At 72.0% G+C, this 17,301-nt stretch carries 16 protein-coding genes; 12 read left to right on the plus strand and 4 right to left on the minus strand.

Annotated features, from left to right (window positions below):
- From ACZ6NC_RS40615 to ACZ6NC_RS40645, 7 genes are all read left to right on the plus strand, one after another.
- On the plus strand, positions 1 to 3,223 hold a 3,223-nt coding region (locus tag ACZ6NC_RS40615; RefSeq protein ID WP_465738923.1), incomplete at its 5' end, for an AMP-binding protein.
- Positions 3,224 to 3,295: 72 nt separating this feature from the next.
- Entirely contained in the window at positions 3,296 to 3,928 is a 633-nt protein-coding gene (locus ACZ6NC_RS40620) for a DUF6875 domain-containing protein (RefSeq protein ID WP_465738924.1), read from the plus strand.
- 33 nt (positions 3,929 to 3,961) lie between these two features.
- Complete coding sequence (locus ACZ6NC_RS40625; protein WP_465738925.1) at positions 3,962 to 4,840, plus strand: alpha/beta hydrolase; 879 nt, start codon at positions 3,962 to 3,964, stop codon at positions 4,838 to 4,840.
- Positions 4,837 to 5,682, plus strand: coding sequence for a tryptophan 2,3-dioxygenase (locus tag ACZ6NC_RS40630; RefSeq protein ID WP_465738926.1), 846 nt, complete (start codon positions 4,837 to 4,839; stop codon positions 5,680 to 5,682). The genes ACZ6NC_RS40625 and ACZ6NC_RS40630 overlap by 4 nt, the downstream gene beginning before the upstream one ends.
- Before the next feature lie 84 nt (positions 5,683 to 5,766).
- Positions 5,767 to 7,029, plus strand: coding sequence for a kynureninase (gene kynU / locus ACZ6NC_RS40635; RefSeq protein ID WP_465738927.1), 1,263 nt, complete (start codon positions 5,767 to 5,769; stop codon positions 7,027 to 7,029).
- A gap of 44 nt (positions 7,030 to 7,073) precedes the next feature.
- The gene (locus ACZ6NC_RS40640; protein WP_465738928.1) at positions 7,074 to 8,114 is read left to right on the plus strand and encodes a methyltransferase; all 1,041 of its coding nucleotides are present in this window, start codon (positions 7,074 to 7,076) and stop codon (positions 8,112 to 8,114) included.
- Positions 8,115 to 8,140: 26 nt separating this feature from the next.
- Positions 8,141 to 9,436 (plus strand): cytochrome P450 family protein, encoded by a 1,296-nt coding sequence (locus tag ACZ6NC_RS40645; RefSeq protein ID WP_465738929.1) that lies wholly within the window; start codon positions 8,141 to 8,143, stop codon positions 9,434 to 9,436.
- 49 nt (positions 9,437 to 9,485) lie between these two features.
- On the opposite strand, the gene ACZ6NC_RS40650 is transcribed toward ACZ6NC_RS40645, so the two are convergent.
- The 3 genes from ACZ6NC_RS40650 to ACZ6NC_RS40660 form a co-directional block, all read right to left on the minus strand.
- On the minus strand, positions 9,486 to 9,689 hold the full coding sequence (locus tag ACZ6NC_RS40650; RefSeq protein WP_465738930.1) for a ferredoxin: 204 nt from the start codon (positions 9,687 to 9,689) through the stop codon (positions 9,486 to 9,488).
- Positions 9,690 to 9,723: 34 nt separating this feature from the next.
- Positions 9,724 to 10,371 carry an LmbU family transcriptional regulator gene (locus ACZ6NC_RS40655; RefSeq protein ID WP_465738931.1) on the minus strand — a complete coding sequence of 216 codons (648 nt, stop codon included), beginning with the start codon at positions 10,369 to 10,371 and terminating at the stop codon, positions 9,724 to 9,726.
- A gap of 132 nt (positions 10,372 to 10,503) precedes the next feature.
- Positions 10,504 to 11,316, minus strand: a complete 813-nt coding sequence (locus ACZ6NC_RS40660; protein WP_465738932.1) for a TetR/AcrR family transcriptional regulator — start codon at positions 11,314 to 11,316, stop codon at positions 10,504 to 10,506.
- A 113-nt stretch (positions 11,317 to 11,429) separates the two neighbouring features.
- Here ACZ6NC_RS40660 and ACZ6NC_RS40665 point away from each other — a divergent pair, with 113 nt between their 5' ends.
- From ACZ6NC_RS40665 to ACZ6NC_RS40680, 4 genes are all read left to right on the plus strand, one after another.
- Entirely contained in the window at positions 11,430 to 12,317 is an 888-nt protein-coding gene (locus ACZ6NC_RS40665) for a siderophore-interacting protein (protein ID WP_465738933.1), read from the plus strand.
- 80 nt (positions 12,318 to 12,397) lie between these two features.
- Positions 12,398 to 13,378, plus strand: coding sequence for an ATP-binding cassette domain-containing protein (locus ACZ6NC_RS40670; RefSeq protein WP_465738934.1), 981 nt, complete (start codon positions 12,398 to 12,400; stop codon positions 13,376 to 13,378).
- The gene (locus ACZ6NC_RS40675; protein ID WP_465738935.1) at positions 13,368 to 14,135 is read left to right on the plus strand and encodes an ABC transporter permease; all 768 of its coding nucleotides are present in this window, start codon (positions 13,368 to 13,370) and stop codon (positions 14,133 to 14,135) included. The genes ACZ6NC_RS40670 and ACZ6NC_RS40675 overlap by 11 nt, the downstream gene beginning before the upstream one ends.
- Complete coding sequence (locus ACZ6NC_RS40680; protein ID WP_465738936.1) at positions 14,135 to 16,396, plus strand: ATP-binding cassette domain-containing protein; 2,262 nt, start codon at positions 14,135 to 14,137, stop codon at positions 16,394 to 16,396. Before ACZ6NC_RS40675 ends, ACZ6NC_RS40680 begins: the two co-directional genes overlap by 1 nt.
- A gap of 236 nt (positions 16,397 to 16,632) precedes the next feature.
- On the opposite strand, the gene ACZ6NC_RS40685 is transcribed toward ACZ6NC_RS40680, so the two are convergent.
- Entirely contained in the window at positions 16,633 to 16,968 is a 336-nt protein-coding gene (locus ACZ6NC_RS40685; RefSeq protein WP_465738937.1) for an ArsR/SmtB family transcription factor, read from the minus strand.
- 225 nt (positions 16,969 to 17,193) lie between these two features.
- On the opposite strand from ACZ6NC_RS40685, the gene ACZ6NC_RS40690 reads away from it, so the two are divergent.
- Positions 17,194 to 17,301 (plus strand): FAD-dependent oxidoreductase (locus tag ACZ6NC_RS40690; RefSeq protein ID WP_465738938.1); only part of this gene is annotated, 108 nt, incomplete at its 3' end.

Raw genomic sequence — 17,301 nt, forward strand, 5'->3', positions numbered from 1 at the left:
CACCGCCCACCACCGCGTCCTCCTCCACTCCCCCACCGCCTTCGACGCCTCCACCTACGAACTCTGGGTCCCCCTCCTCAACGGCAACACCCTCGCCATCGCCCCCGCCGGCGACCTCGACATCCACACCCTCCAACAAGTCATCACCGAACAGCAGATCACCGCCCTCTGGCTCACCAGCTCCCTCTTCAACCTCATGGTCGAACACGCCCCCGAATGCCTGGCCGGAGTCCGCCAGATCTGGACCGGCGGCGAAGCCGTCTCCGGCACCACCGTCCGACACCTCCAGACAACCTGCCCCAACACCACCGTCATCGACGGCTACGGCCCCACCGAAACCACCACCTTCGCCACCCACCACCCCACCCACACCCCCTACACCGGCCCCACCACCGTCCCCATCGGCCGACCCATGGCCAACACCAGGGCCTACGTCCTCGACCACACACTCCAACCCGTCCCCCCCGGCGTCACCGGCGAGCTCTACATCGCCGGCACCGGCCTCGCCCGCGGCTACCTCAACCACCCCGCCCTCACCGCCCAACGCTTCACCGCCGACCCGCACGCCACCGAACCCGGCACCCGCATGTACCGCACCGGCGACCTCGCCCGCTGGAACCCCGACGGCGAACTCGAATTCATCGGCCGCACCGACCACCAAGTCAAAATCCGCGGCTTCCGCATCGAACCCGCCGAAATCGAGAAGGCCCTCACCGACCACCCCGACATCACCCAAGCCGCCGTCCTCGTCCGCGACGACCAACCCGGCAACCCCCGCCTCATCGCCTACATCGTCACGGACACCTCCGGCCCGGCCGGCGAGGAGGAGGAGCAGGACCAGATCGGCGAGTGGCAGGACCTCTACGACTCGCTCTACTCGGCCCCCACGGCAGAGTTCGGCGAGGACTTCTCGGGCTGGAACAGCAGCTACGACGGGCAGCCCATCCCGCTCGACCAGATGCGGGAATGGCGCGACGCCACCGTCGAGCGCATCCGGGGCCTCAAGCCCCGCCGCGTGCTGGAGATCGGCGTCGGCACCGGCCTGCTGCTCGCCAAGCTCGCCCCCGAGTGCGAGGAGTACTGGGGCACCGACCTCTCCCCCACCGTCATCGCGGCGCTGGCCCGCCACGTCGACGCCGACCCCGAGCTCGCCCGGCGGGTGACCCTGCGGGCCGGTGCCGCGCACGAGCGGGACGGGCTGCCCGTCGGCCACTTCGACACCGTCGTGCTCAACTCGGTCGTCCAGTACTTCCCGAACGCCGGCTACCTCGCCCAGGTCCTGGAACAGGCGCTGCACCTGCTCGCGCCCGGCGGCGCCGTGTTCGTCGGCGACATCCGCAACCCGCGGCTGCTGCGCACCTTCACCACCGCCGTCCAGACCGCCCGCGCCGACGATCCCGCCGACAGCGCCGCCGTCCGGCGCGCCGTCGAACAGAGCCTGGTCCTGGAGAAGGAACTCCTGGTCGACCCGGAGTACTTCACCGCGCTCGCCCATCGCGTCCCGGACCTCGCCGGCGTCGATGTCCGCCTCAAGCGCGGCGCCGCCCACAACGAGCTCACCCGCTACCGCTACGACGCCACGCTCCACAAGACCGGCATCACCCCGCTCCACCTCGCCGACTGCGCCGTCCTGCCATGGCCCCAGGACACCGAGGCCCTCGCCGGCCACCTTGGCACCGCCCGGCCCGACCGGCTGCGCGTCACCGGGGCCCCCAACTCCCGCCTCGCCGCCGACCTCGCCGCCCGGCGCGCGCTGGAGTCCGGCGCGGGCCCGGCCTGGCCCGCCGCCGCGCAGCCGGACCTCGAAGACCTCCACCGGCTGGGCGACGAACACGGGTACTGGACGGCGGTCACCTGGTCCGCCCACCAGCCCGAGACCGTCGAACTCACCTACGTCCGGCGCGACCTCCTCGACGGCGCCGTCCCGGTGGGCACCTTCGCCCCGACGGCCGGCAGCAACCCCGCCACCCCGCTCACCGCCTTCACCACCAACCCCGCCGGCAGCCGCGGCACCGGCGCCCTGCTCGCCGCACTGCGCGAGCGCACCCGCGCCACCCTTCCCGACTACATGCAGCCCGCCGCCGTCATCCCGCTCGACCGGCTGCCGCTCACCGCCAACGGAAAGCTCGACCGGGCCGCGCTGCCCGCGCTCGACCCGGAGCGCTCCGACGCCGGCCGCGCCCCCAGGACCCCGCAGGAGCAGGTCGTCTGCGAGCTGTTCGCGGAGGTGCTGGGCCGGCCGCTGGTCGGCGTGGACGAGGACTTCTTCGACCTCGGCGGCCACTCGCTGCTCGCCACCCGGCTGATCGCCCGGCTGCGTGCCACCTTCGGCGTCGAACTGGGCCTGCGCAGCCTGTTCGAGGCTCCGACGCCGGGCGGGATCGCCGCGCGCCTGGACGTCGACACCCCGGACGGCTCCTACGAGGTGGTGCTGCCGCTGCGCGCCCGGGGCAGCCGCCCGCCGCTGTTCTGCATCCACCCGGGGGGCGGCATCAGCTGGTCGTACAGCGCCCTGATCAAGCACCTCGGCCCGGAGTACCCGCTGTACGGCATCCAGGCGCGCAGCCTGGCCCGCCCGGAGGCCCGGCCGAGCAGCATCGAGGAGATGGCGGTGGACTACGCCGACCAGATCCAGACGGTCCAGCCGCACGGCCCGTACCACCTGGCCGGCTGGTCGTTCGGCGGGCTGTGCGCGCACGCCATGGCCGCGGAGTTCCAGCGGCGCGGCGAGCCGGTGGCCCTGGTCGCGGTGCTCGACGTGATCCCGAACTGGCAGGGGCTGACTCACGCCGACGTCCCGGCCCCCGACGACCGGGTGATGCTGCTCTACCACGTCGGCCTGGTCGACGACGGCAGCCACCAGTACGACGGTGAGCAGCTGACCTTCGCCGAGGCCCGCGAGATCCTGCGCCGCCAGGGCAGTGTGCTCGCCAACCTGGAGGAGGAGCAGCTGACCACGATCACCGAGATCTCGGCCAACAACACCCACCTGACCGTGGACTACCGGCCCGGCCCGATCGACGGCGACCTGCTGCTGATCGCCGCCTCGGAGCAGCAGGATCCGCCGGTCACCGCCGAGGCCTGGCGGCCGTACGTCCGCGGCTCGGTCGAGGCCCATGTGGTGACCGGCGAGCACGGCGCCATGCTGACCCGGCCGGGCACGCTGACCGAGATCGGCCGGATCCTGTCGGACAAGCTCCGGGAGCTCGCCGACGGCGAGTGACCTCCGCCCGGCCGGCAGCGAGGTACCTCACATCCACGTCCTACGAGGACTGACAACCGAGGACTGACAACAATGCTGACCGATGTGCTCTCCGTCGACCTGGAGAAGGCCTTGGAGGCCGTCGACGGCTGGTTGAGCGACTACATCTGCCAACCGCACCGCGAGCTCGGACGCCCCGGGCCGGTGTGCCCGTTCGTCGAACCGGCCCAGCGCGCCGGTGCGCTGGAGATCAGGGTCCGGCTGGTCGGGCCGACGCCCAGCCAGACGCTGCTCAACGAGATCGTCCGCTGTGGCCTCGACGAGTTCAGCGAGGTCGACTGGAAGGCCGGCAACCCGAACCTGCGCTCGCTGCTGCTGGTGCTGCCCGATCTGCCGCCCGAGCACCTGCACCTGCTGGACGAGGCACACAGCGAGCTGAAGGACGAGGCCGTCCGGCGCGGGCTGATGATCGGCCAGTTCCACGAGAACTGCACCGAGAAGGCGGCCCGCAACCCGGCCTTCGGGGTCAGCTGGGCCCCGGTGCCGACGGTCGCGGTGCGCTCGATGGCGATCCACGACGTCCTGTTCCTGTCCGGCCGGCGGGACTGGTTCGAGGAGTACGCGAGCCGGTTCGGCAGCCGCTACCGCACCTCCGCCAACGGTGTCGACCCGCTGCTGGCCGAGATGTACGAGCGGGCTCGCGCACGGCACGGCGTGAGGGGCTGACCGGGTGAACGAGGGATCGCACGGGGGTGCCCGATGACCGGCGCCGCCGTCTACCACGGAATGGACCGGGCCACCCTGGACCGGCAGTACTCGCCGAGCACCCGCGTGCCCAGCCTGAAGGCCTACCTGGACGCGTACGAGCGGCTGAGCGAGGACGCCCGGCGGCAGCACCCGGTGCGGGCCGGGCTGGCGTACGGCCCGCACCCGGCGGAGCTGCTCGACTACTTCCCCGGTGCGGGCCCCGGCCGGCCGCCGCTGCTGGTGTTCGTCCACGGCGGCAACTGGCAGGCGCTGGGCCGGGCCGAATCGGCCTTCCCGGCACCGCCGTTGCTGGCGGAGGGCGCGGCGGTCGCCGTGGTCGGGTACGGGCTGGCGCCGGACACCCCGCTGGACGCGATGGCCGGCATGGTGCGCCGCAGTGTGGCCTGGCTGCTGCGGCACGCGGGTGAGCTGGGCTTCGCCCCGGACCGGCTGCACCTGTGCGGCACCTCGGCCGGCGCGCACCTGGCCGCGATGGCGCTGCTGCCCCGCCCGGCCGAGGGACCGGACGTGTCCGGGCGGATCGCCGGAGCGGTGCTGCTGAGCGGGATGTACGACCTGGAACCGGTCCGGCTGTCGTACGTCAACGACGCGCTGCGCCTGGACGAGGCCGGGGCGCGGCGCAACACTCCGCTGCTCCGGCTGCCGGCGCGGCTGCCCGCGCTGGTGGTGGCCCGCGGCGGCAACGAGACCGAGGAGTACGTCCGCCAGCACGAGCGGATGGTGGCGGCGCTGCGCCCGCGGGCGGCGGTGACGGAGGTCGTCGCCGGGCGGCGAGACCACTTCGACCTCCCGTACGACCTGGGCGTTCGGGGTACCGGGCTCGGCGACGCCGTGCTCGCACAGCTGGGACTGGGGAAGGCGACCGCATGACCGTCGAAGAGACCACCGGGTGTCCGTTCTCCGGCGATGGCCCGGGCGGGCCGGGCGGGAGCCCCGCGCCGTACGTGCAGTACGCGCGGATGGACGCCCTGCTCGCCCTGCAGCATCCGCTCAGCACCGCCGACACCGAGCCCGGCTTCATCATCATGAGTCAGGTGAAGGAGCTGCTGTTCAAGCTGCTGCACACCGAGTTCACCACCGCCCGCGACCAGTTGCGCAAGGACGGGCTGGACGAAGCGCTGTGGACGCTGCGCCGCTCGGGCCGGGTGCAGCAGGTGCTGCTGGCGTGCTGGGAGACCTTCGCCGTGCTGTCGCCGGTGGAGTTCGCCGAGTTCCGGGAGGTCCTCGGGACGGCCTCCGGCTTCCAGTCGGTGGGCTACCGGCGGCTGGAGTTCCTGCTCGGCAACAAGGACCCGGCGATGGTCGAGCCGCACCGCGGTTCCCCCGCCCACCAGGAGGTGCTGGCCCAGTTGCACGAGCCGAGCCTGTACGACGAGGCGCTCGCCCTGCTGGCCCGTCGCGGCCTGCTGGCGGCGGGCGGGGGGTCCGGCGGCGACCCCGCCGAGCCGTACCGGGCCGGGGCCGAGGTCGAGGCGGCCTGGCTGGCGGTCTACCGGGATCCGGTCGGCCACCGCGACCTGTACCTGCTCGCCGAGGCGCTGATGGACACGGCGGACCAGTTCGCCCGCTGGCGCTACACCCACCTGGTGACCGTGCAGCGGATGCTGGGCGCCAAGTCGGGCACCGGCGGCACGTCCGGGGTGCCCTGGCTGTCCGGGATCAGCGAGCACCGGTTCTTCCCGGAGCTGTGGTCCGTCCGCTCGGCGATCTGACCAACCCGGCCCGGCCCGCCCCGGCACACCGGGAAGGGCGACGCGCGAGCCGGGCGGGGCCGACACGACAGAGAGAGGAGACCGATGAAGAGCGGGACAACGCGCGCGGCGGCCGAGCGGCTGGACGCGGCCGATCCGCTGGCCGCGTTCCGGGACCGGTTCGTCATCACCGACCCGGAGCTGATCTACCTGGACGGCAACTCGCTGGGCCGGCTGCCCGCGGCCACCCCGGAGCTGCTGCGCGAGGTGGTCGAGCGGGGCTGGGGCGACGGGCTGGTGCGGTCCTGGCAGGGCTGGATCGACTGGGGCGCCCGGCTGGGCGACCGGCTCGCGGAGCACGTGGTGGGCGCGCGGCCGGGCGAGGTGGTGGTCTCCGACTCGACCTCGGTCAACCTGTACAAGCTGGCCTCCGCCGCTCTGGACGCCGCTCCGCACCGGGGCACGGTCCTGATGGACGCGGAGGACTTCCCGACCAACCGCTACCTCCTCCAGGGCCTGACCGCGCAGCGGGGGCTGCGGCTGCGCCGGCTCGCCTCCGACCTCGACGGCGGCCTGTCGCTGAACCGGCTGCGCGCGGCCCTCGACCAGGGCGTCGCCCTGGTGGTGCTCTCCCTGGTGTCCTACCGCAGTGGCGCGCTGCTGGACATGGCGGCGGTGAACGAGCTGGCCCGCGCGGCCGGCGCCCGGGTGCTGTGGGACCTCTCCCACGCGGCCGGCGCCGTCCCGGTCGAGCTCGCCGCGACCGGCGCCGACCTCGCGGTCGGCTGCACCTACAAGTACCTGAACGGCGGCCCGGGTTCGCCCGCCTTCCTGTACGTGCGCCGGGAGTTGCAGCCCGAGCTGCGGCAGCCGGTCTGGGGCTGGTTCGGGCAGCGCGAGCAGTTCCTGATGGGCCCCGAGTACGACCCGGTGCCGTCGATCGAGCGCTTCCTGGTGAGCACGCCGCCGTTGCTGTCGCTGGCGGCGATCGACCCGGCGCTGGCCCTGGTCGAGGAGGCCGGCGTCGAGCGGATCCGGGCCAAGGGGCTGCTCCTGGGCCGGCTGGTGACGGAGCTGGCCGACGAGTGGCTGACCCCGCTCGGGTTCCGTCCGGCCTCGCCCGGCCGGCCCGAGCAGCGTGGCTCGCACGTGTCGCTGTACCACCCCGATGCCTGGCGGATCTGCCAGACGCTCGCCTCGGACGCCCGGGTGGTCTGCGACTACCGCGTCCCGGACCGGCTGCGGATCGGCCCGTCCCCGCTGTACACCCGCTTCACCGAGGTCTGGGACGCGATGGACCGCCTGCGCGAGGTCGTCACCCGCGGCGCCCACCTGTCGCGGCCGGCCGAACTCGCCCGGGTGACCTGACCGTTCCCCCGTCCTTCCCTACCGCATCCCGATACGGAGTACCGATGGCAGACGTCAACCCGCTCGGCACCGACGACCTGGTCCGGATCCTGTTCGGATCCTCGGCCTTCCAGATGCTCAACGCCGGCTGCAACCTCGGCCTGTTCGCGCTGCTCCAGCGGCGGCCGGGCCTGGGCCCGGAGGAGATCGGCCGGGAGCTCGGCCTCCGGCCGCGCCCGGTGCAGATCCTCCTGCTCGGCACCACGGCCCTCGGCCTGACGGTCCACCAGAACGGGCGCTACCGCAACGCGGAGCTGCTGTCCGGCATGCTCGCGGACGGGACCTGGGAGATCATGGAGGATCTGGTCGCGTACGAGGAGCAGATCGTCCGTCCGGCCGAGGTGGACTTCACCGAGTCGCTTCGCGCCGACACCAACGTCGGCCTGCGCCGGATCGAGGGCACCGGCACCGACCTGTACCACCGGCTGTCCGCCAACCCCGACCTGGAGCAGCTGTTCTACCGCTGCATGCGGTCGTGGTCGCGGCTGTCCAACCCGGTCCTGGTCGAGAAGGCCGACCTGACCGGGGTGCGCCGGGTGCTGGACGTCGGCGGCGGCGACGGGGTGAACGCGATCGCGCTCGCCCGGGCCAACCCCGGGGTCGAGTTCACCGTGCTCGACCTGCCGGGCACGGTGGAGATCGCCCGCCGCAAGATCGCCGAGCACGGCCTGACCGACCGGATCACCGTCCGGGCCGCCGACATCTTCACCGACACCTACCCGTCCGGGCACGACTGCGTGCTGTTCGCCAACCAGTTGGTGATCTGGTCGCCGGAACAGAACCTGGCGCTGCTCCGCAAGGCCCATCAGGCGCTGCCGGACGGCGGCCGGGTGCTGGTGTTCAATGCCATGTCCGACGACAGCGGCGACGGCCCGCTGTACGCGGCGCTGGACAACGTCTACTTCGCGACCCTGCCCGCCGCGAGCAGCACCATCTACCGGTGGGGCCAGTACGAGGAGTGGTTCGCCGCGGCCGGCTTCGTCAAGTTCGAGCGGCTGCCGGGCGGCCGGTGGACCCCGCACGGCGTGATCAGCGCCGTCAAGTGACGCCTCCCCGGAAACCGGAGCCCACCATGTACCTGTCCACCGATGACACCCCGGGCGCCGCCTGCCCGGCCGAACCGCACATGATGGACGAGGAGTTGCTCGCCGATCCGTTCCGCGGCTACGGCCGGCTGCGCGAGCGGGGGCCGGTGGTCCGCGGCCGGTTCGTCGACGGCACCCCGGTCTGGTTCGTGACCCGCTTCGACGACGTGCGCGCGGTCCTGCGCGACCCGCGGTTCGTCAACACGCCGTCCCACGTCCCCGGCGAGGAGGGCGCGGACCCACGGCAGCGGATGATGGACCTGCTCAACGTCCCCGAGCACCTGCGGGTCTACCTGCTCGGCTCGATCCTGGACAGTGATCCGCCGGACCATCCCCGGCTGCGGCGCCTGGTGACCCGGGCGTTCACCGCCCGCCGGATCCTGGACCTGCGCCCGGAGGTGGCGCGGATCGCCGACCGGATGCTGGCCGAACTCCCGCTGCGGGCCGACGAGGACGGGAGCGTCGACCTCCTGGAGCACTTCGCCTACCCGCTGTCGATCACGGTGATCTGCGAGCTGGTCGGCGTCCCGGCGGACGACCTCGACCGCTGGCGGGAGTGGGGCGGCGACCTGGTGTCGATGCGGCCCGAACGGCTGAAGCACTCGTTCCCGGTGATGATCGAGTACTGCCACGAGCTGATCGCGCAGCGCCGAGCCGCGCTCGGCGACGACCTGCTGAGCGCGCTGATCCGGGCCCAGGACGACGACGGCAGCCGGCTCAGCGACGTCGAGATGGTCACCATGATCCTGACCCTGGTGCTGGCCGGCCACGAGACCAGCGCACACCTGATCGGCAACGGCACCGCCGCGCTGCTGACCCACCCCGACCAGCTGGCCCTGCTGCGCGCGGACGCCTCCCTGGTGCCGCGGGCCGTGCACGAGCTGATGCGCTGGTGCGGCTCGGTGCACGTGGCCCGGTTGCGCTACGCGACCGAGGACCTGCGGATCGCCGGGGTGCCGATCGCGCGCGGCGACGCCGTCCAACTCGTGCTGGTGTCGGCCAACTTCGACCCGCGGCAGTACACCGACCCGGACCGGCTGGACATCACCCGCCACCAGGACGGGCACGCCGAGAACCATGTCGGGTTCGGCCACGGAATCCACTACTGCCTGGGCGCGACCCTGGCCCGTCAGGAGGGCGAGGTGGCCTTCGCCCGGCTGTTGGAGCGCTATCCGGACCTGGCGCTGGCGGACGACGCGGCGGAGCTGGACCGGGCCCTGCTGCCGGGCAGTTGGCGGCTGAACTCACTGCGGCTGCGGCTGGGACTGGGGCTGCGAGCGTGAGCGCGGCCGGGCGGGCTCCCGGCCGCGCCGGAAGCCCGCCCGGTCCCGCTCAGCGGGGCGTGCGTTCCCGTACCTCGATGGCGCCCACCGGGCAGGAGAGCGCCGCTTCCCGGGCCTGGCCGGGTGGCGTGGCCGCGGCACCTTCGGGCAACAGCGTCGAGTACCCGTCGTCGTCCTGGGCGAAGAGACCGGGCGCGGTGAGCACGCACTGCCCGGAACCGATACAGGTGGCATGGTCGATCTGGATGTGCATGGGGCCGTCTCCCGGGGGTGAGGTGCGGGCGGTTTCAGCCGCCGAGCTCGTGCGCGGCAGCCCGGTCGAGTGCGGCGAGGACCCAGTCCTCGAAGTCCCGGTCGCCCCTGGACGCGGCCTCGCGCCAGCGCTCCACCCGGTCGCGGTTCGCGCTGATCCGGGGCAGGCTGGCGGATCCGGTCCGGGCTTCCCGGGATCCACGACGGCTCTCCCGCAGCTGGAGTCTGAGCTGGTTCCTGGACCAGCCGTGCTGCTCGGCGCGGTCGAGCCAGGCGTCCGCGTCCGCCGGCGGCAGCGAGGCCACCTCGGCATGGTGGCCGAAGCTGAGCGCCTCGTGCCGGCGCCAGAGCTCGAAGTGCCGGGCCACCCAGGCGTAGTTGCGAAGGGTCTGGTAGTCGAGTCCGGCAGCCTGCACTCCGGCCTGGTACCGCTCGGCGTAGCGCTCCTGGCCGTAAACCAGCCAGTCGCCCAGGCACCAGGCGGAGGAATCGGCGATCTGGAAGATCTGCGAACCGGCCTTCTCCCACCGGTCGTACGTCAGGGTGCCGGGGATTCTCAGGCCGACTCTGGTGGTCAGGATCCGCTCCTGACCGGTGGGGTGGCGGCGGGCCGCCGCACGGGCCGACAGACGCCCGACCGGCAGGAGACGGGCATGTTGATCATCTTTGCTGACGTCCTGCACTGATCATCTCCTCGGGCCAGAGGTCAGATAATTCTCAGCCAGTCACTGGTCAACGAAATGTGGAGCCATATTTCACGACATACGGACAATAGTTGATTGTTCGAGGACACGTCAACGCACACACCTGCCGCACTACCGCGAGACCTCGGCCGCGTCGATTCCGTCGAGAATCAACGTGAGACCGACCACGAAGGTCTCCCGCGCCTCGTTCTCCAGGTAGGGGACGGCGGCATCCCCCGGCTCCGCGTCGGCCCCGTCGGGCGCGTCGGCCGCACCGGCCTCCAGCGCCGCCAGCTCGGGGAACCGCTCGGCGAAGTCCGGCGCCACCTCCGCCAGCAGCGCCGACCGGGCGGTCCACCACTCCTCGTCGGGCACGCCGGTCGCCGACGCCGCCTGCCGGGCCTCCGCGGCGATGCGCGCCGTGGCGCGGACGAACTGGAACAGCACGCCGATGACACGGCGCAGCGCGGGCGGCTCCAGGCCGGTGGCCCGCAGGGTCCGCACCACGGTCTCCAGCTGCCCGTACTCGGCGGGCCCGAGGACGGGCCTCGCCTGGGAGATCTGCAGGACCCAGGGGTGGCGCAGATAGAAGGCCCAGGTGTCGCCGGCCCAGGCGGTGATCGCCGGGCGCCAGCCGGCGGAGGTCGGGTACTCGACGGGGAGCTCGGCCAGCACCCGGTCGTGCATGAGGTCGACGAGTTCGGCCTTGCTGGGCACGTAGGTGTAGAGCGCCATGGCGGTCCGCCCGAGCCGTGACCCGACGGCCCGCATGGAGAGCGCACCCATGCCGTCCGCGTCGGCGATCTCGATGCCCGCGGCCACGATCGCCTCGACGCTGAGCGCGGGCTTCGGCCCCGGACCGGTTCGGGCACCCCCGGCACCGGCGGTGCGCCAGAGCAGAGCCATCGAACGACGGGCGTCGCCCTGTCCGGCAAAGACAACCACCTTGCAACCCCTTACCGCATAAAGTAACCTGTGCAAGCCATCTCTTTACACCGTAAGGATACCAGGCGGCCCAGCGCCGTGCGAGTATCCGGAAGCGTTCGAAAAGGCATTCGATGACCAACCTTCCCGTCACATTCATCCAGGTCACCAACATCACCCGCATCACGCCGCACATGACCCGGGTGACCTTCGACGCCGACCAGCTCGACGACAGCGTCGGACGGACCCCCGACCAGCAGATGAAGCTCTGCTTCCCCCGCGCCGGCCAGCGCACCCCGGTGCTGCCCGAGCAGGATGAGGACGCGACCAGTTGGTACCAGGCGTTCCTCGCCATCCCCGAGGACGAGCGGCCGTGGATGCGCAGCTTCACCATCCGCCGCCGCCGACCGGGCAGCGCCTCCCTGGAGATCGACTTCGTCCTGCACGGTGACACCGGCCCGGCCACCAGCTGGGCCGGAGCCGCCCGACCCGGCGACCAGCTCGCGATGGTGGGGCCGTCCGCGATCTACTCCCGGCCGGTCTCGCTCACCAGCTCGATCGACAGCTCCGACTGGCTCCTGCTGGCCGGCGACGAAACCGCCCTGCCCGCCATCGGAACCCTGATCGAGGCCCTGCCCGAGGGCGCCCGCGCGGTCGCCTACGTCGAGGTCGCCGACGCCGCCGAACGGCAGGAGTTCGACACCCGAGGCGACGTCACCGTCCACTGGCTGTACCGCGACGGCACCCCCGCCGGCCGCAGCGACATCCTGGTCGACACCGTCCGCAAGGCCGAGTTCCCCGCCGGCCGCCCCTTCGCCTGGCTGGCCGGCGAGTCGGGCGCCGTCCGGGCGCTGCGCCGTCACCTGGTCGACGACCGGGGGCTGGACAAGAAGTCCGTCGACTTCAGCGGCTACTGGCGGTTCAAGCTCACCCAGGACGACGCCCCGACCACCGAGGACATGGCCGAGGCGCAGGAGCGACTCGCCGAGGCCCAGGCCGCCGGCGAGGGCGGCTGGGGGTGAGGTCCGCCGACGGCGCCGGCCCGTCCGCCGGCCGCCGTCGGCACTCCGACCGAACAGCGACACGCACGAGAGGAGGATCCATGATCACAGTGCGAGGCCTGGCCCGGCAGTTCACCGTCCGGGGGCAGACCGTCGATGCGGTGAAGGGCATCGACTTCGACGTGGCCGCCGGGGAACTGATCGGGTTCCTCGGCCCCAACGGGGCCGGCAAGACCACCACCCTGCGGATGCTCACCACCCTGCTGCGCCCCACCGGAGGCAGCGCCACCATCGGCGGCTGCGACCTGCTGACCGAGCCCGAGGGCGTCCGTCGCCGGATCGGCTACGTGGCCCAGGGCGGCTCCACCTGGCCGGAGTCCAGGGTCGGCGAGGAGATCGAGCTCCAGGCCCGCCTGTACGGGCTGTCACGCGCCGAGGCCCGCCGGCGCGGCACCCTGCTCGCCGAACAGCTCGACCTGGCCGGCCTCGACCAGCGCCCCGCCAAGACGCTCTCCGGCGGCCAGCGCCGACGCCTCGACATCGCACTCGGCCTGGTGCACGAGCCCGCCCTGGTGTTCCTGGACGAGCCCACCAGCGGCCTGGACCCGCAGAGCCGGGCCAACCTGTGGGACCACGTCCGGCGGCTGCGCGCCGAGCAGGGGGTGACGGTCTTCCTCACCACCCACTACCTGGACGAGGCCGACGCCCTCTGCGACCGGATCCTGGTGACCGACCACGGCACGATCGTGGCCACCGGAACCCCCGACGACCTCAAGGCCCGGGTCGCCGGCGACGCGGTCACCGTCGGCGTCGCCGACCGGACCGCCGAGACCGCCGAGATCGCCCGGCAGCTGCCCGGCGCGCACGAGGTCACCGTCATCGCCGACACCGTGCGGTTCCGGATCCCGCGCGGCGACGCCGCGCTGCCCGAGCTGCTGCGCGCCCTGGACCGCCGGCAGATCGCCATGACCTCGGTGAAGGTCAACCGCCCCACCCTCGACGACGTCTTCCTCAGCCTCACCGGCCGCTCCCTGCGCGACGAGGCCGCTCCCCCGGCCGTGGAGACCACCCATGCTGCGTGACACCTGGCTCATCTTCAACCGCGACATGACGCTGTCGCTGCGCAATCCCACCTGGCTGATCATCGGAATCATGCAGCCGCTGCTCTATCTGTTCCTCTTCGGCCCGCTGATGGTGACGACCGTCGAGCACACCCCCGGATTCCCGCCCGGCGACGCCTGGGTGGTGCTCACCCCCGCGCTGATCGTGCAGACGGCGCTGTTCAGCGGCGCGTTCGCCGGGGTCGGGCTGCTCAGCGAGTACCGGACCGGCGTGGTCGACCGCTTCCGCGGCACCCCGGCCAGCCGGTCCGCCCTGCTGTTCGGGAAGGTGCTGGCCCAGGCCGTCCAGGCCGCGGCGCAGGCCGTGCTGATCGTGCTGGTCACGATGCTCGTCTTCGACCTGGACGCACCGGCCGGCGGCATGCTGCTGAGCCTCGTGCTCGCCGCCGTACTGGCCGTCACGCTCTCCTCCGCGTCGTACGCGCTGGCGCTGGTACTCAAGAGCGAGGCGGCCTTCCCGCCTCTGCTGAACGCCGTGCTGCTGCCGCTGCTGCTGCTGTCCGGCGTGCTGCTGCCGGTCACCGAACAGCTCGCCCCCGGCTGGCTCTACAACCTGGCGCGGATCAACCCGCTGACCTACGTGGTCGACGGCGAACGCGCCGCGTTCCGAGGGGACTTGGCCTCCTCCGACCTGTTGGCCGGCTCGCTCGCACTGCTGGCCATGGCCGCGCTGGCACTGCTGTGGGGCACCCGGACGTTCCAGAAGGAGAACGCGTAGTGAGTACCGAGCACATCGAAGTCACCGGTGCGCGGGAGAACAACCTCAAGAACGTCTCGGTACGCATCCCGAAGCGGAGCCTCACGGTCTTCACGGGCGTCTCCGGCTCCGGCAAGTCCTCCCTGGTGTTCGACACCATCGCGGCCGAGGCGCAACGCCAGCTGAACGAGACCTTCACCGCCTTCGTCCGCAACTTCCTGCCCGACCACGGCCGTCCGGAGATGGACGCCATCGAGAACATCTCCGCCGCGGTCGTCATCGACCAGAAGCGCCTGGGCGGCAACCCGCGCTCCACCGTGGGCACCGTCACCGACATCAACCCGCTGCTGCGGCTGCTGTTCTCCCGCGCGGGCGACCCGGCCGGCCTGCCGCCGAGCGCCTTCTCGTTCAACGACCCCCAGGGCATGTGCCCGACCTGCGAGGGCCTGGGCTCCGTCGTCCGGCTCGACCTGGACAAGTTCCTCGACCGGAGCAGGTCCCTCGACCAGGGCGCGCTGCTGCACCCCGACTTCTCCACCGACAGCTGGTACTGGCTGAGTTACGTCACCTCCGGCCTGTTCGAGCCCGACAAGCCGCTCGCCGAGTACACCGAGGACCAGTGGCGGCTGCTGCTGCACGGCGAACTGCCGCAGAAGCTGAAGCTGGTGTGGCAGGGCAACACGCTGAACGTCAGGTACGAGGGCCTGGTCGACAAGTTCACCCGGGTCTACATCAAGAAGGAGGACATGTCGGAGCGCAGCCGACAGGTCTTCCTGCGGTACGTGCGCTCCGCCCCCTGCCAGGACTGCGACGGCACCCGCCTCGCTCCCGCCGCCCGGGCCAGCCGCATCGCCGGGTACGACATCGCCGGCCTCACCGGGATGGAGGCCGAGCACCTGGCGGCGGTCCTGGCCGCCCTCGACCTGCCCCACGTCAAGCCCGTCCTGAACGACCTGGTGGCCCGCCTCCTGCACCTGGTCGACATCGGCCTCGGCTACCTGAGCCTGGACCGCGAGACCCGCACGCTCTCCGGCGGGGAGTCGCAGCGGATCAAGATGGTCCGCCACCTCTCCAGCAGCCTCACCGAGATGATGTACGTCTTCGACGAGCCGAGCGTCGGCCTGCACCCCCGGGACGTGCACCGGCTCAAGGAGCTGCTGGTCCGGCTGCGGGACAAGGGCAACACCGTGCTCGTAGTCGAGCACGACCCGGATGTGATGGCCATCGCGGACCACGTGGTGGACATGGGCCCCAAGGCCGGCACCCTCGGCGGCGAGGTGGTCTTCGAAGGGCGCTTCGCCGAACTCGCCGGGGCCGACACCCTCACCGGCACCTTCCTGCGGCGACGCCTGCCGCTGCGCACCGAGCCCCGCCGCCCCACCGGGGCACTCACCGTCAGCGGCGCCCGCAGCCACAACCTCCAGGACGTCACCGTCGACTTCCCGACCGGCGTGCTGACCGTCGTCACCGGCGTGGCCGGCTCCGGGAAGAGCTCACTGGTCAACGACGAGTTCCTGAGCCGGTACCCGGACACGATCGTGATCGACCAGTCGCCGGTCGCGGGCGGCCGGCGTTCCAACACCGCCACCTACACGGGGCTGCTGGACGGCATCCGCAAGCTGTTCGCCAAGGCCAACGGCGTCAGCGCCTCCCTGTTCAGCGCCAACTCCAAGGGCGCCTGCCAGAACTGCCAGGGGCTCGGCCTGATCTACACCGACCTCGCGTTCATGGCGGCGCTGAAGTCGGTGTGCGAGGCCTGCCAGGGCCGCCGCTTCTCCCCGGACGTCCTGGGCTACCGCCTGCGCGGCCGGTCGATCAGTGACGTGCTGGACCTGACCGCGGCCGAGGCGGTGGAGTTCTTCACCGAGCCGAAGCTGCGTCAGGTACTGCGGGCGCTGAACGAGGTCGGCCTGGACTACGTCCGCCTCGGCCAGCCGCTCAGCACCCTCTCGGGCGGCGAGTGCCAGCGGCTCAAGCTCGCCTCCGACCTGCACCGGGTCGGCAGCGTCTACGTGATGGACGAGCCGACCACCGGCCTGCACATGTCCGACACCCACCGCCTGCTCGGCATCATCGAGCGGCTCGTCGGCCAGGGCAACACGGTGATCGTCATCGAGCACAACCTCGACGTCATCCGCTCCGCCGACTGGATCATCGACCTCGGCCCCGAGGGCGGCAGCGGCGGCGGCCACGTCCTCTTCCAGGGCACCCCCGCCGACCTCCTCAAGGCACCCGGCTCCTACACCGCCGAATACCTCTCCCGCGACCTCGGGACCGCGTGACACCCTGCGACGTGACACCCGAGGGGCCCGGCAGTCGCCGGGCCCCTCGCCATGCCCGGCGCCAAGCGGGCGTGTCGGAAGCCTTGTGCCGCCCTGCGGGGATGCCCGTTACCGCTCGAACTCGGCGCGCAGCATGCCCGGCAGCCGGGCCACTCACCCGCGACCGGGCTGAGGCCGGCAATTCCCGGACGCCTGGCGGCTGCCTTCCGGGACAGGGAGGTCAAGCCCGGCGCCGGTCACTCGCACGGGCGCTTGCGGTCCGCGGCCAGTGATTCCGCCGCCGTGCGGGCGAGCTCCCCGAAGAACTGCTCCAGGGCTTGCGGCACCTCGGGGCGCAGGCGGTAGTAGGTGAAGCGGCCGTGCGGCTCCGGCTCCACGATGCCGGCCTCGCGCAGCACCCGCAGGTGATTGGAGAGCGCGGTCTGCTTCGCGCCTGTCTCCTCGATCAGGTGGTTGGTGCACAGTGCCGCCTGCGCGAGCAGCGTCACGATGCGCAGGCGCAGGGGTTCGCCCAGCACGCGGATGAGGTCGCCCTGCGTCAGCGTCGCCTTGTCGGTACCTGATGTCAGCATGCCTCGATTATCACACATCACTCTAACCTGATACCACTCTTGCGTGATATCAAATTGGAGTGATACGTTGTGGCTGTCGCAGCACCCCGCCCCTCGCTGAGGAACAGCCGGCATCCGCCGCAAGCCCCGCGGTGCCCCGGCCCGGGGCACCGGACGTTCGGGCCCGAGACCCAGTGCGCCCCGGTCGAGAGAACCGTCGCCGACACCTGCCAGGAGGCAGTCACCGTGAGTACCCCCGTCCGTGACGTGATCATCATCGGTTCCGGCCCGGCCGGCTACACGGCCGCGCTCTACACCGCCCGTGCCTCCCTCAAGCCGCTGGTCTTCGAGGGC

The organism is Kitasatospora sp. NPDC041988, from assembly GCF_055588525.1.

Coding starts and splice junctions, on each gene's coding strand:
- ACZ6NC_RS40620 (WP_465738924.1), top strand. CDS start 3,296: ATGCTGACCGATGTGCTCTCCGTCGACCTGGAGAAGGCCTTGGAGGCC.
- ACZ6NC_RS40625 (WP_465738925.1), top strand. CDS start 3,962: ATGACCGGCGCCGCCGTCTACCACGGAATGGACCGGGCCACCCTGGAC.
- ACZ6NC_RS40630 (WP_465738926.1), top strand. CDS start 4,837: ATGACCGTCGAAGAGACCACCGGGTGTCCGTTCTCCGGCGATGGCCCG.
- kynU (WP_465738927.1), top strand. CDS start 5,767: ATGAAGAGCGGGACAACGCGCGCGGCGGCCGAGCGGCTGGACGCGGCC.
- ACZ6NC_RS40640 (WP_465738928.1), top strand. CDS start 7,074: ATGGCAGACGTCAACCCGCTCGGCACCGACGACCTGGTCCGGATCCTG.
- ACZ6NC_RS40645 (WP_465738929.1), top strand. CDS start 8,141: ATGTACCTGTCCACCGATGACACCCCGGGCGCCGCCTGCCCGGCCGAA.
- ACZ6NC_RS40650 (WP_465738930.1), bottom strand. CDS start 9,689: ATGCACATCCAGATCGACCATGCCACCTGTATCGGTTCCGGGCAGTGC.
- ACZ6NC_RS40665 (WP_465738933.1), top strand. CDS start 11,430: ATGACCAACCTTCCCGTCACATTCATCCAGGTCACCAACATCACCCGC.
- ACZ6NC_RS40670 (WP_465738934.1), top strand. CDS start 12,398: ATGATCACAGTGCGAGGCCTGGCCCGGCAGTTCACCGTCCGGGGGCAG.
- ACZ6NC_RS40675 (WP_465738935.1), top strand. CDS start 13,368: ATGCTGCGTGACACCTGGCTCATCTTCAACCGCGACATGACGCTGTCG.
- ACZ6NC_RS40685 (WP_465738937.1), bottom strand. CDS start 16,968: ATGCTGACATCAGGTACCGACAAGGCGACGCTGACGCAGGGCGACCTC.